Here is a 13,345-nt window from a genome sequence, read left to right on the forward strand (position 1 = left end):
CTTAGCAACCGATGACCAGTAAAGCTGATTTCTATGTACTACCTTCTAGCGACCCGGATGCCCGTGGTCGCTTCCTTTGCCGTTTAGTCGAAAAGATCCGTGCGCTAGGGCACGAACTTTACATTCAAACCGCAAACGAAAGTGAAGCCAAACATATTGATCAGCTTCTCTGGGAATACCGCCCCGAAGCGTTTATCCCACACCAACTGGTAGGCGAAGACCTCCAGGCCGGCGTACAAATCGGCTGGGATCAACAACGCCCGCAACATAAAGACGTGTTCGTTAATCTGAACTTAGATATTCCAGAAGACGCACTCGGATTCGACCGAATCTTAGAAGTCGTCGTACAAACAGAAGACGTCCTTACCTCCACCCGCAAGAACTACAAGCTATATCAATCTAATGGCATCCAGATTGATATGCATGATATGCGCCCTAAGCCGAAGGCGTAGAGGACGGCTTCGCCTAGAGGTCGCTTCGCTTGTAGGACGCAGCAAAGCTGCTAGAGGACGCAACTTCGTTGCTAGAGAAAAAACCTCTATAGGAATTAAGGGATTAGTTTTTAATATTTCTAAGTAATACGATCCTCAATGACCATACCCTCGAATCATTTCGAATCTTCACAATACTTATAATTTTTTTAATCTTTTTCTCTAGCTGCGTAGCAGCGCCCTTCTTTTCCTCTAGTGGCGAAGCCACGTCCTCTAGCCATGAAATGGCGTCCTAAAAGGCGAAGCCGCTCTCTAGCGTAAGCGTCCTTCTTTTCCTATAGGCGAAGCCGTCCTCTAGCAGCTTTGCTGCGTCCTGCCCTTCAAGCCACAACCGTCCCTTTCCCTCCAGACTTTTTATGTCCGCGTGTTTCTTCAATCAGGAACTTAAGCCAGCGCATATACGGCGTACCACCTGTGCCTTGTTGATCATTACAGCGGCGTGCGATGTATTTAATCGCCCAGTGATAATGCACTTCGCGGAAGCAGGCCATCAGTTCTAACACAGCATCAAACTTATCGGAGTTTGCCAGGGTTTTAACATCAGGCATGGCACGTACTTGTTCCAACATAACTCGATGATCGACAGGCATGTACTGACGCATATCGTACAAATGTCGGGTTAAGCGATTATCTTGGTGAGGGATTTTCATAAACTCTGTGAGTAACGGCATGATGGAGCTTTGTGCGCCGGTTTCACCTCGATAGCTGATCGGATCTATATTCACACCTTCATACACCACCTCTTGGAACTGGCCGATGTAGGGGCGGAATTTAGAGAAATACAGCTCATCCGACATACGTTCAGGTATCCGTTGCAACACCTGAATAATCGAGGTCATCGCCATGGCAATCTTATCGAGTGCTGCATCAACGTCTCTGGGCTGAACCTCGCCTTGTAGACTTAAAACCGCATCCAAAATATCAGCTGCCAAAGCCTCTATTTCGATATGGACCAAGATAAACCAATGCTCATCGTAGAGATGAACAAAGTTCTGAATCGTATCGATATTGCCAAGCTGAACGGATTTACGAATATCAAAACGTCGCCAATTAAACAGCGCGTAACCGTCGTAACTCAAGATTGGCGGACGCTGCATCAGGTCAGCAATTTTGCATAAGGGGCGGGCTAAGTTAGCAGGTAAAGAGTGACAACTTGGTTGCCCTATTTGATTGATATAACCCGACGCGATAAAACCCAACCTGACATAATAAAGGCACGCTTGCGGCCAGAGATCATCAGGGATATTGATATAGGGCCAATCGGGAACAAACACTCGACGCAGATAGTTTCGAGCATCCTTTTCTAATAACAAACTCGGTAACGAATTACCTACCGTATCCAGTACCGCATAAGGCTCCCCCAGAACCAATTCAGTCGCCGGATCCTGACAAGGTAAAAAACCGCGTGTGGCATAACATTGTTTCATGTTCGTACCTCCGCACTAACTTTGATACTTATAAGTATAGAAGTATCAATACAGGACGCAGCAAAGCTGCTAGAGAACGCTTCGCGCTTAGGACGCTAGCGCTAGAGGACGGCTTCGCCTAGAGAAAAACATAACCCTCAATGCACTTTTAACATACAGCTCGTTTTTTGCGTTTTTTCTCTAACTGCGTAGCGGTGTCCTCTAGTGGCGTAGCCACATCCTCTAGCCATGAAATGGCGTCCTCTAGGCGTAAGTCGTCCTTCTTTTTCTCTAGCTGCGTAGCAGCGTCCTCTAGTGGCGAAGCCACGTCCTCTAGCCATGAAATGGCGTCCTCTAGGCGTAAGTCGTCCTTCTTTTTCTCTAGCTGCGTAGCAGCGTCCTCTAGTGGCGAAGCCACGTCCTCTAGCCATGAAATGGCGTCCTCTAGGCGCAGCCGTCCTTCTTTTCCTCTAGCTGAGTAGCAGCGTCCTCTAGTGGCGAAGCCACGTCCTCTAGCCATGAAATGGCGTCCTCTAGGCGCAGCCGTCCTTCTTTGCCTCTAGCTGCGTAGCAGCGTCCTCTAGTGGCGCAGCCACGTCCTCTAGCCATGAAATGGCGTCCTCTAGGCGCAGCTGTCCTTCTTTGCCTCTAGCTGCGTAGCAGCGTCCTCTAGTGGCGCAGCCACGTCCTCTAGCCATGAAATGGCGTCCTCTAGGCGCAGCTGTCCTTCTTTCTTACCTTAATAGCAAAGCCGCGCCCTATCGTCTTCCTCGCCCTAGCTACTACTCACCAATATCCTGTATAATGTTGGACTTTATGCGTGCTGCCCACGGCAACTCTCGGGCAGCCTAATTCGACAGATTTTCAGAAGACTCAGAGCGCAATGGATACGACTTACCAGCCGCACGAAATCGAGAAATCCTGGTACAAAACCTGGGAAGACAACAACTACTTCGCACCTCAAGGCGAAGGTGACTCTTACTGCATCATGATTCCGCCACCGAACGTCACCGGTAGCCTGCACATGGGTCACGCTTTCCAGCACACCATCATGGATGCTCTAACTCGTTACAAGCGTATGCAGGGTAAAAACACGCTGTGGCAGGTAGGTACAGACCACGCAGGTATCGCTACTCAGATGGTTGTTGAGCGTAAGCTTGCGGCTGAAGAGCAAAAGTCACGTCACGATCTAGGTCGTGATGCCTTTATCGAAAAGATCTGGGAATGGAAAGAAGAGTCCGGCGGTACCATTACTCGCCAGATGCGTCGCCTAGGTAACTCTGTAGATTGGGCGAACGAGCGCTTCACAATGGACTCTGGCTTCTACCACGCGGTTCAGGAAGTATTTATCCGTCTATACGACGAAGGCTTGGTTTACCGCGGCAAGCGTCTAGTAAACTGGGATCCTAAACTTCACACTGCGATCTCTGATCTAGAAGTTGAGAACAAAGAAGTCAAAGGCAAGATGTGGTACCTACGTTACCCACTGGCTGATGGCGTTAAAACTGCCGCTGGCGAAGACCACATTGTTGTAGGTACGACTCGTCCGGAAACAATGCTAGGTGATACCGGTGTTGCGGTTAACCCTGAAGATGAGCGCTACAAAGATCTGATCGGTAAAGAGATCGTTCTTCCGCTTGTTGGCCGTCGTATTCCAATTGTTGGCGACGAACACGCTGACATGGAAAAAGGCACAGGTTGCGTAAAAATCACCCCTGCGCACGACTTCAACGATAACGAAGTAGGTAAACGTTGCAATCTGCCAATGATCAACGTCCTAACCTACAACGCTGATATCCGCGAAGAAGGTGAAGGCTTTAACACTGACGGTACGCCAAACAACGATATCGACACTAACATCCCGGAGAAATACCGTGGCATGGAACGTTTCGCTGCGCGTCGTGAAATCGTTGCAGATTTCGAAGCAGCAGGCCTACTAGTTAAGATCGAAGAAAACGACATGACGGTTCCTTACGGCGACCGTGGTGGCGTAGTTATCGAGCCAATGCTAACTGACCAGTGGTTTGCTGATGCTAAAACGCTAGCAAAACCAGCAGTTGAAGCAGTAGAAAAAGGCGATATCAAATTTGTACCACAGCAGTACGAGAACATGTACAACGCTTGGATGCGCGACATTCAAGACTGGTGTATCTCTCGTCAGCTTTGGTGGGGCCACCGTATTCCAGCCTTCTACGATAACGAAGGCAACGTATACGTAGCGAACGACAAAGAAGCTGCGCGCGAAAAATACGGTCTAGATCCAGAAGTTGAACTACGTCAGGACGATGACGTTCTTGATACATGGTTCAGCTCGGCACTATGGACATTCGGAACACTAGGCTGGCCTGAAAACACTCAGCGCCTACAAACGTTCCACCCGACTGATGTGCTAGTAACTGGTTTCGACATCATCTTCTTCTGGGTAGCCCGCATGATCATGATGACCATGCACTTCATGAAAGATGAAGACGGTAACCCACAAGTACCATTCAAAACTGTTTACGTTACCGGCCTTATCCGTGACGAAAACGGCGACAAGATGTCCAAGTCTAAAGGTAACGTACTAGACCCATTGGATATGATCGACGGCATCGAGCTAGATACACTGCTAGAAAAGCGTTGCGGCAACATGATGCAGCCACAACTAGCTGAGAAGATCGGCAAACGTACTAAGAAAGAGTTCCCAGAAGGCATTCAGGCACACGGTACTGACGCACTTCGCTTCACCCTTGCGGCACTAGCTTCGACTGGCCGTGACATCAACTGGGATATGAAGCGTCTAGAAGGTTACCGTAACTTCTGTAACAAGATCTGGAACGCTGCACGTTACGTGCAAATGAACACTGAAGGCGAAGACTGTGGTCAGAACGGCGGTGATATCGAACTGTCACTGGCAGATCGCTGGATCGCTAGCCGCCTACAAGCGGTAGAAGCTGAAGTGGTTAAACACTTCGACGAGTACCGTTTCGACATGGCATCTAAGTCTTTATACGACTTCATCTGGAACGACTACTGCGCATGGTACCTAGAGCTTTCTAAGCCAGTACTGTGGGACGAAGATGCATCCGAAGCAGCTAAGCGCGGCACTCGCCGTACCCTAGTTCGCGTACTGGAATCTATCCTACGCCTTTCTCACCCAATCATGCCGTACATCACCGAAGAGATCTGGCAGCAGGTTAAAGGTCTAGCCGGTGTTGAAGGCGACACCATCATGACTCAGGCTTACCCTGTACCAAGCACTGACAAGATCGATAGCGATGCAGAAGCTGAGATCGAATGGCTACAAGGCGTTATCACTGGTGTACGTAACATCCGTGGTGAAATGGGCATCTCCCCTGCTAAAGAGCTAGACGTACTGTTCCAGAACGGTGGTGATCTAGACAAGCAACGTCTAGAAGCTAACCGTACTTTCCTATCTAAACTAGCGTCCCTAAGTAGCATCACATGGCTAAATGCCGGTGACGAAGCGCCAATGGCGGCAACTCAGCTAGTGGGCGATATGGAAGTATTGGTACCAATGGCCGGCCTAATCAACAAAGATGCTGAACTTGCTCGTCTACAGAAAGAACTAGACAAGCTACAGAAAGAGATCAGCCGTGTTGAAGGTAAGCTAGGTAACGAGAAGTTCGTATCCAATGCCCCAGAAGCGGTTATCGCGAAAGAGCGCGAGAAGCTGGCAGGCTCTCAAGCTGCATTCGATAAGCTGAAAGAGCAATACGGTAAGATCGAAGCGCTTTAAGAACAGATCGCTACGCTTCTAGCACGCTTCGCGCTTAGGACGCGGCTGCGCCGCTAGAGTTGTTAGAAAAAGCGTTAAAGACAAAAAAGCCCAAGCAGTTAATTCTGTTTGGGCTTTTTTATTTCGTCATTCCAGCGAAGGCTGGAATCCAAGGTTTTCAGTTGCTAGAAAAAGCTTAAACACAAAACCCAGACTTCTGTCTGGGCTTTTTTATACATTTCTTTTACTCTGCATCTAGCGTTTGATAATCAGTTAATAAAATAACTATAAAGTGAGGCACCACAATGAAAAAGATTTTCACAATCGCGGGTATCGCAGTACTGAGCCTGTCGGGTTCGGTAATGGCTGGTGATATCGCTGCCGGTAAAACTAAAGCGGTGATCTGTGCCGCTTGTCACGGAGAAAAAGGCATTAGCAAGCTTCCTATGTATCCGAATCTGGCAGGGCAAAAAGCTGCTTATCTTGCCAAGCAACTACGTGACTTTAAAAGCGGTGCACGTAAAGATCTGGTTATGGCACCTATGTCATCAACGCTTTCAGACGCTGACATCGACAACTTGTCTGCATACTACAGCAGCCTGAAGTAACGACGCCGAAACAGCCAAAGAGCGTCAAGACAACGCGATTACCTAAAGCCTGAGCATTGCTCGGGCTTTTTAAAAAATGGATATATCTTTGAAGTGAATAGATGAAAATAGTGGAGATCTAAAAGATTACTCTCCCTATCTCCCTTCAATCAAAATTCTTCGTCTAAGCGTGCCTTCAGGTGCTAACTCCGACACTGCATTTAAGAAACGCTGCCTTTCATCGGTAGAGAGGTAGTTATGCCCTCCGGCCAGCCAAACCTCCTCATTATCCACTACCTTACCGATAATGATCGCATGCTCAGCGTTAAACGAACCAAAGAGAGATAGCGCCTCATTACAGGGGCTATACCAAGCTACATTTTTTCTTTTTTTGACAACACGCTTAACCAAACGGGGATCATCAAAAGCTATCAAGTTGCCAAAACCTAGCTCTACCAGTTTTTGCTGATGAGAAGAGCCGCGCCAAACCATAATCCCTTCTAACCTCCTAGCCTCCTCAAAAGAATTAATTGGCTGAGTCACACTCAGAAAGCAGATTGGCACTTCCCACAGTTTCGCTAACCAACTAAAGCGCTCTTCTCGTTCAGTCGTTCGAGTGAGTGGGAATAGAAGGTATTCCTTAGACTTTTCAGTTTCTAAAACCGCTCTGGACCAAGGAACAATACGGTACTTTAATACCACTCCTGCGTTATCTGCAGCTTGTGCAAAGAAATCGGGATAGATCCCTTCGACTCCCACCTCTGTTTTTTCCAACAGGCCCGACATCAATTCAGTAGAGATAAGCGTCACTTCTGAATGGTTATCCGCCCATGCCGCGGTATTTACATTCAGTAGCAAAAACAGAGATAGACAGAAGGTTCTGATCTTCACGAGGGCTCCACTGGCAGATCTACAAAAAACTGTATGTAGTCTAGCAATGAAATGAGGGGCTCGCTTAAAAGCAGACCGCTACGCTTCTAGAACGCTTCGCGCTTAGGACGCGGCTACGCCGCTAGAGATAAAACCAGATCGCTTCGCTTGTAGAACGCTACGCGCTTAGGACGCGGCTTCGCCGCTAGAGAAAAATCAGATCGCTTCGCTTGCAGAACGCTTCGCGCTTAGGACGCAGCTGCGCCGCTAGAGTGGTTAGAAAAAGACTAAAAACGAGAAGATCAGAAGCCTAACTAGGCTTTTACCTCCGTCATTCCAGCGAAGGCTGGAATCCATAATGCAGTTAGCCCCTCCTTTCTATAATTTTACAGCTACAAGAAGAGATAAAAGTCACAAATATTGTGATGAGTTTTTTTGTAAGCTAAACTCAAAATATAACCCCGGAGTTATGAATTAGGATTTAGCATGGATAGCCGAGAATTAATAAAGCAGCTGGAAGCTGATGGTTGGTATCTTAGACCGCTGCGCTTCTAGAACGCTTCGCGCTAGGACGCGGCTACGCCGCTAGAGTAGTTAGAAAAACCTCAAAACCTTCAAAGTCAGAGATTCCTGATGCTGTATCCAATTTTTATCGAAAAAGAGCCAGAAAGTGATTATGGCGTAATCATTCCTGATCTCCCTGGCTGTTTTAGCGCAGGCTCAACTTACGAAGATGCGCTTTATATGGCGAAAGACGCTATAGAAGGCCATCTAGAAACCTTAGCCGAAGATGGCGAAGAAATTCCTGCTGGCAGCAGCTTAGAAGCCTATAAAGACCAAGCTGACTATCAAGATGGTATCTGGGCGTTAGCAGATGTGGATATCACACCCTATTTAGGCAAAGCTCAAAAGATTAACGTCACCCTCCCCGGCCGACTTATCAACAAGATTGATCAAGCCGTGGCAGAGAAGAGCTTGTATGGAAATCGATCTAACTTCTTAGCGAAGGCCGCGATGCGGGAGTTGGGTATAGAGTAGGTCGCTTTGCTCCCAGATCGCTTCGCTTCTAGCACGCTTCGCGCTTAGGACGCGGCTGCGCCGCTAGAGTGGTTAGAAAAAGCCTTAACACAATAAAAAACCAGACGATGAAGTTGTCTGGTTTTTTATTGTATGAATTAAAGGGCTTTGATCCCTTTAAATCCTCTAATCCATTTTCTTCAATGACGAGACTTTATTCCTTCTAACACCACTTTTAAATCTTCAATATCTTTTCTTAATTCGGTGGGGGAAGGAGGAGGATCATTACGCGCAGATGAAGGATCATGAGCATCAACCAAATCATGGCATTTATTTGTAAGACGGCTAATTTCATCTACATCAGGCTTTTCAAGTGACACCGCTTTATGAAGATTATTAACCCTTATATAACTATCAAACCTTTGAACAGTTCTACCCAAAGCAACTTCTTCTACACACTTCTCGATTGTCGCGCGTAGATCATTATATTGAGCAATAATTTTTCGAGTAAGGCTGTCTGAAGGATATTCAGGCCAACCATCTTTCTCTAACTCTTTTAATTCCAGTTCAATTGAATTAAGTCGATCCCCATAACTCTTATGAACCCATGGTAAGCCCTCAGAGACATTACCGAAATCTCCTTGAACTTGTTCTAAGTAACGGAAAGAGCAATCAACATTACTTTCTTCACACATTTTCCTTAGATCAGATAAAAATACAGCATCATGAGTAAAAACGATTACCTGCCTCATTTTAGCTTCATTCGAAAACCTTCTCGCAACTCTAGAGCGCCTGACATGATCTAAAGAAGATACTGGGTCATCAAAAATAACCCCACACTTGTGATCAGAAATTTTCAATTCCGCTAGAAAAGCTCCCAAAGCTATTGCTCTCTGCTCACCTTCACTTAATACACTGTCTAGCTTCAAGTTTGTTGATAAATCAAGTAACAGTTTATGCTTCACTTTACCTTTGACAGTTCGATCTTTCAGCTTTGTTCTTATATGACTAATCCCAAGAGCACCAAATTCCTGGTCAAGCGCCGCTTTCAATTCACCTGTAACAACACTTGCTGCAAGTTCTTTAGCTTTTCGGGAAAATTGTTGTGTTTTCAGGTTTTTTTCGCAATTCTCCAGCTGTCTCTTTTTTACAATCCTTAATCTCAATTGCTGTACCGCTTCAAGCGACTTTGATAACAACAATCTAGCATCTAACTCTTGTTTCTCTTTAGTTAACTCAGCCTTCTTATCAACATCGATAGCTTTTAAAAAAGTCCTGTAAGATCTCAATTGCGCAGCAATTATATTTCTCAATCTTTTTATAGGACTTTCTGACAAATTAATCGATTGTGCTGATAAATCATTGAGCATCCATTCTCTACGGGACTTCATAGAATCACGGAACACTAATAGTTCATTGATGATTTCCGAATCTAGCTGCCTTAGTTCATCCAGTATCGGTGTATTTGCACATATATCGATTTTTGCATTTTTTATCTTAGTTAAAGCAGTTGATAATGCACTTTTATCATTCTCTGACTTTTTAGCTATATCGTTTTGAATAAATTCTTCAAATCGAGTGAGTCTATCTGAAACATTATCTACATCTTGCTGACATAGTGGACAAACAGCCCCTGTACTCAAATGAGGAAAAGAGCTCTCAGGGTAAGCTTGTTCTTCAGAAAAGCGGCGAGCCGCCGCAAACATTTCTTTCCAGATATCGTCACCAGTGCCCTCAAGTAAATCCTCGCCTGAACGTAATTTCTCCGCAGCTTCTTTAGCAAGCCTAGCAGACTTATCTGCTTGTTCATGAACTGCTTTAAGTTTTTCAACAGCCTTATCACTAACCCAAAGGGAGCACGCCTCAATACTTTTCAAGTACTCCCTTAGACGATTGGCTGATAACAACAAATCCTGTGCCTTCTTCTCAGGATCCGTTACTGACAAAGCCTTTTTTAGCTCTTCTAGGCGACGAAAGTCCTTTTCAGATAAATCAGCTAATTTTTCTAAAACTTCAGGTTTCGTCTTCACCCCTAATGCACCAATTTCATGACCTACAGCAGTAGGCCCAGTAAGGTGCTCAAATGGCGTAAGGTTGGTATCGATAGAAATCAGTTCTGCTTTATACAACTCTGATATAGCCGGAATAACAACGTTGGTGAGCTTTTCCAATAGGTCCAAACCAAATGGCAACAACTCAACTTCTTGTTCTTCGGTCAAATGCGCACGAGCAGTGCTTGTATCAAAAACAGTTAATTTGGATAAATCATCCGGAGGGATTGCATTCGCCACCCAAGAAGAACTTCCAAACTGACCATTCGCAATAAAGTCAAACTTCGCAGAAGGAACTTTTGGATCACTCTCTATTGTCTTCGCATCTGGCAATACGTCTTCTTTCAGGCCTCTAGCACGACACACTTTTTTTAATACACGAACATATCCAGACTTCCCTGTACCATTCCCACCATATATCACCGTCATTCCTGACGGTGCCAATTCTAACTTTTGACCTGTAGCGATTCGATTGACGTTTTCAAAATCTCGGACTGTCTTCAGAATTACTTTATCGCCTTCATGATGCGATACCGGAATATGCGCTTTTGACAAAGGAATTGGAGTTACACTGCTTTTAACTTCAATGCCATTTTCAACCTTAAGCATCGAATACAATTCGCTATAATCATCACTATTTAAATTACTGGTACTTGAGAATAACCTCCTTAAAGCATCTCTTTGCCATAGAGATAGTTTGGTTTCGGACCAAGTCAGGATTTCTTGTATCAGCTCTGAAATTTCTATTTTTTGCTTTTCCGATGCCTTTTGTTTTGAGCGTTCTAACAAAACCCATGGAGAGGTGGAATTAGCCCAAGCCTTAGCCTTTTTATCTGAAGATAAATCTATAACATCACCAGTGACTGTATTTTTAACCTTCAATGCATTTCTCCCTCTGTAAAAATATAAAAGACTAATAGAGTCAAAGCCTTTTAATCTCTCAACTTAAATCACCTACTGACACCTCAGCCCCTTAAGCATTAATCTCATCTAATTTTTTAGCAGTTTCGGGCTTTACCTTTTTCTCTCGCTGAGACTCAACTTCCCGATCACTCGCTGAAGAAACTTGCGTTTGTGCAAAACGTTTTGAAAGTAATGCCTTAACCTCTTCAAGCTTGTAGCTTCGCTTTGCTGGTACACGAATAAGAGGGAGGTTAGCGTCTGAACAGACACTTTCTAAAAGCTGGTCACGCTGTTGGCGTTTTGTCTGGCTGTGACTTTTGTCATCCAGTTCGATAGCGCAAACAGGTTTAAGCGTATCGACAGTACAAATAACATAATCGAAATGTTTAGCTTTGATAGGGTTAAATGCCTTCTGCCATTCACTACGGTTTTTAGTTGGGTTTGGCTCAACAATATCCGCTACGCGGACTTTGCCAAAGATGCGGTGCTGTTTAGGATCGATACACTGATCCAAAATACCTAAGAATGAACGTTCGGCTTCTGTGAATAAGGTTTTCTTTTGGCGATAACCTAATGCGTTTTCTGAGGAGTCACTACTTTGCGCAGCTAACTTCTTTAAAAAGATCAGTGCGACAAACATCAACACTGCAAAGATCAAAATCCATTCCATCGTCTTTCCTTTTGACGAAGAGTGTCCACGGCCTACTTGGCCTTATTTCAAACAAGAATGCCTATACATTAGTGTTTATACAACTACACAAATTGATAAGGATCAGTTGAAGGAGGGAAAGGAATGATAAATGCAGGTAAGGTAGCCAGTGACAGCTTAAACCAGTATAAACCTAGGAAGAACGAGGCAGGGAAAATCAGTAAAAAGCAACAAATTCTGTATGTCGGTGCTCTTTACCGATTAAATACATAAATTCGAGACTCACTTCTATCTAAAACTGAGCTCGCTCCAACCGCCCTCTAAAGCTGTAAGCTATGGCTCTTTTGCAGGTTAAAGATATCTTAGCGCCTGGGCTAGTGACTAACTTCTTCCCTGTTTTACGAATAAGCTTTAGTGTCCACTTAATGCTCGGCCTTGCACCAACAGGAGCAACAGGTCTAGGCACTAATTCTATTAGCTCGGTACAGCTATGTGCTTTTTCCAGCATTTGCCCAATGAGATCAAGAATTTTGGCATTAATCACCATCCGATCGGCTATTGAGCGGCCATAGAATGCTTCTAAAATAGCCTTGGCATATCGCTTATCTTCCGCGCTTATTATCATTTATCTCTCCATAGAATATTTTGCGGGAATCCTTTCCCTCAGTTTCTAAAATGTAATACGTAGATGATTGCTCATTTTTATCCGTAAAGAAGATACGCTCTCGCCCATCTTGCTCTTTTTGGTATATCGCAAAATAGCTTTCGTGTTCTAAGTAGTCAGTTGAAAGTACACTTTCCGACAATGCTAACTTGGCCTGTCCGATATCCTGATTTTCTGGCTTGCTAGTGCCATAAAGTTGATCAAGATACTCTTGGGTCGTTATGTCCCACAATTCGATTTCTTCCTCAGCACTAAGCACTTGAATGCTGACATAGCCTTCATCGCTGTTTAATAGCAGAAAGTCGCCAATGGCTAGCTGATCGTTATTTTTAACATCTAGCTTGAGAGTAGCTTCTGCCAGAGGAAGCTGAACAACTACGTGTTGCGGAGGTGCAGTAGACGCGCATCCCGCGAGCAGGATAGCAGTGGTTATGCTGAGAAAAATCCTTTTCCAATATAAGAACATCTAATCAAATCCTTTGATCTGTTTCTGATAAAGAGAGCCACATGCTAGGCGATTGATGGGAAAGAATCTATTAGTTAAATTATTAAATGTTAGAAACTCCCTTCGCTTTTCCTCTAGCCACGCAGTGGCGTCCTCTAGGCGCAGCCGTCCTCTAGCCGCGAAGCGGCGTCCTAGCGACTAGAAGGCGAAGCCTGTTCTTACAACTAACCACTGTATCTAGAATAACAATCTTTGCTAAACTTCGTTATATCTGATCAAAAAGCAGGCAATCAATAATGAATGTATCACTCACTCCAAAACTGGAAGCGTTTGTAAAATCAAAGGTGGAAAGTGGCAGTTATAACTCCTCTAGCGAGGTTGTACGGGAAGCTTTGCGGTTACTCGAACAAAGAGATGCCGAAGAGCAGTTAAAATTAGAAACCCTTAGAGCAGAAATTCAGAAAGGTTTGGATTCCGTCGCTGCAGGCAAGGTAAGAGACGGCAGAGAGATCTTTGAGGAAATTAAGAAACGGAAGTTCTAAGC

Annotated in this window: 13 protein-coding genes; 5 read left to right on the top strand and 8 right to left on the bottom strand. The window is 45.0% G+C overall.

Annotation, left to right across the window (positions count from 1 at the left end; all coding sequences use genetic code 11):
• Positions 1-11: 11 nt before the first annotated feature.
• Positions 12-452 carry a DNA polymerase III subunit chi gene (locus tag ACMXYP_RS14115; protein ID WP_415882269.1) on the top strand — a complete coding sequence of 147 codons (441 nt, stop codon included), beginning with the start codon at positions 12-14 and terminating at the stop codon, positions 450-452.
• A gap of 359 nt (positions 453-811) precedes the next feature.
• On the opposite strand, the gene ACMXYP_RS14120 is transcribed toward ACMXYP_RS14115, so the two are convergent.
• From ACMXYP_RS14120 to ACMXYP_RS14130, 3 genes are all read right to left on the bottom strand, one after another.
• Positions 812-1,918, bottom strand: a complete 1,107-nt coding sequence (locus ACMXYP_RS14120) for a hypothetical protein (protein WP_415882270.1) — start codon at positions 1,916-1,918, stop codon at positions 812-814.
• Between the two features lie 148 nt (positions 1,919-2,066).
• Positions 2,067-2,417, bottom strand: a complete 351-nt coding sequence (locus ACMXYP_RS14125) for a hypothetical protein (RefSeq protein WP_415882271.1) — start codon at positions 2,415-2,417, stop codon at positions 2,067-2,069.
• A 13-nt stretch (positions 2,418-2,430) separates the two neighbouring features.
• On the bottom strand, positions 2,431-2,595 hold the full coding sequence (locus tag ACMXYP_RS14130) for a hypothetical protein (RefSeq protein WP_415882272.1): 165 nt from the start codon (positions 2,593-2,595) through the stop codon (positions 2,431-2,433).
• A gap of 185 nt (positions 2,596-2,780) precedes the next feature.
• On the opposite strand from ACMXYP_RS14130, the gene ACMXYP_RS14135 reads away from it, so the two are divergent.
• Positions 2,781-5,636 (top strand): valine--tRNA ligase, encoded by a 2,856-nt coding sequence (locus ACMXYP_RS14135; RefSeq protein ID WP_415882273.1) that lies wholly within the window; start codon positions 2,781-2,783, stop codon positions 5,634-5,636.
• Between the two features lie 284 nt (positions 5,637-5,920).
• The gene (locus ACMXYP_RS14140) at positions 5,921-6,223 is read left to right on the top strand and encodes a c-type cytochrome (RefSeq protein ID WP_415882274.1); all 303 of its coding nucleotides are present in this window, start codon (positions 5,921-5,923) and stop codon (positions 6,221-6,223) included.
• Positions 6,224-6,358: 135 nt separating this feature from the next.
• Here ACMXYP_RS14140 and ACMXYP_RS14145 read toward each other — a convergent pair whose 3' ends face one another.
• Entirely contained in the window at positions 6,359-7,093 is a 735-nt protein-coding gene (locus ACMXYP_RS14145; protein ID WP_415882275.1) for a hypothetical protein, read from the bottom strand.
• 612 nt (positions 7,094-7,705) lie between these two features.
• Between ACMXYP_RS14145 and ACMXYP_RS14150 the strand changes: the two genes are divergently transcribed.
• Positions 7,706-8,110: a type II toxin-antitoxin system HicB family antitoxin gene (locus tag ACMXYP_RS14150; protein ID WP_415882276.1), complete on the top strand. Its 405-nt coding sequence runs from the start codon at positions 7,706-7,708 to the stop codon at positions 8,108-8,110.
• A gap of 179 nt (positions 8,111-8,289) precedes the next feature.
• On the opposite strand, the gene ACMXYP_RS14155 is transcribed toward ACMXYP_RS14150, so the two are convergent.
• The 4 genes from ACMXYP_RS14155 to ACMXYP_RS14170 all read right to left on the bottom strand — a co-directional run bounded on the left by ACMXYP_RS14155 (position 8,290) and on the right by ACMXYP_RS14170 (position 12,822).
• Positions 8,290-11,022, bottom strand: coding sequence for an AAA family ATPase (locus ACMXYP_RS14155; protein ID WP_415882277.1), 2,733 nt, complete (start codon positions 11,020-11,022; stop codon positions 8,290-8,292).
• Positions 11,023-11,113: 91 nt separating this feature from the next.
• Entirely contained in the window at positions 11,114-11,713 is a 600-nt protein-coding gene (locus tag ACMXYP_RS14160; protein WP_415882278.1) for a DUF2726 domain-containing protein, read from the bottom strand.
• A gap of 271 nt (positions 11,714-11,984) precedes the next feature.
• A complete protein-coding gene (locus ACMXYP_RS14165) occupies positions 11,985-12,317 on the bottom strand; it encodes a hypothetical protein (RefSeq protein WP_415882279.1) in 333 nt (110 codons plus the stop codon).
• Complete coding sequence (locus ACMXYP_RS14170) at positions 12,295-12,822, bottom strand: hypothetical protein (RefSeq protein ID WP_415882280.1); 528 nt, start codon at positions 12,820-12,822, stop codon at positions 12,295-12,297. Before ACMXYP_RS14170 ends, ACMXYP_RS14165 begins: the two co-directional genes overlap by 23 nt.
• A gap of 275 nt (positions 12,823-13,097) precedes the next feature.
• Here ACMXYP_RS14170 and ACMXYP_RS14175 point away from each other — a divergent pair, with 275 nt between their 5' ends.
• A complete protein-coding gene (locus ACMXYP_RS14175; protein ID WP_415882281.1) occupies positions 13,098-13,343 on the top strand; it encodes a type II toxin-antitoxin system ParD family antitoxin in 246 nt (81 codons plus the stop codon).
• The last annotated feature ends 2 nt before the right edge of the window (positions 13,344-13,345 follow it).

The sequence above is a fragment of the Neptuniibacter sp. QD34_54 genome (assembly GCF_047778055.1).
Taxonomy (GTDB): domain Bacteria; phylum Pseudomonadota; class Gammaproteobacteria; order Pseudomonadales; family Balneatricaceae; genus Neptuniibacter.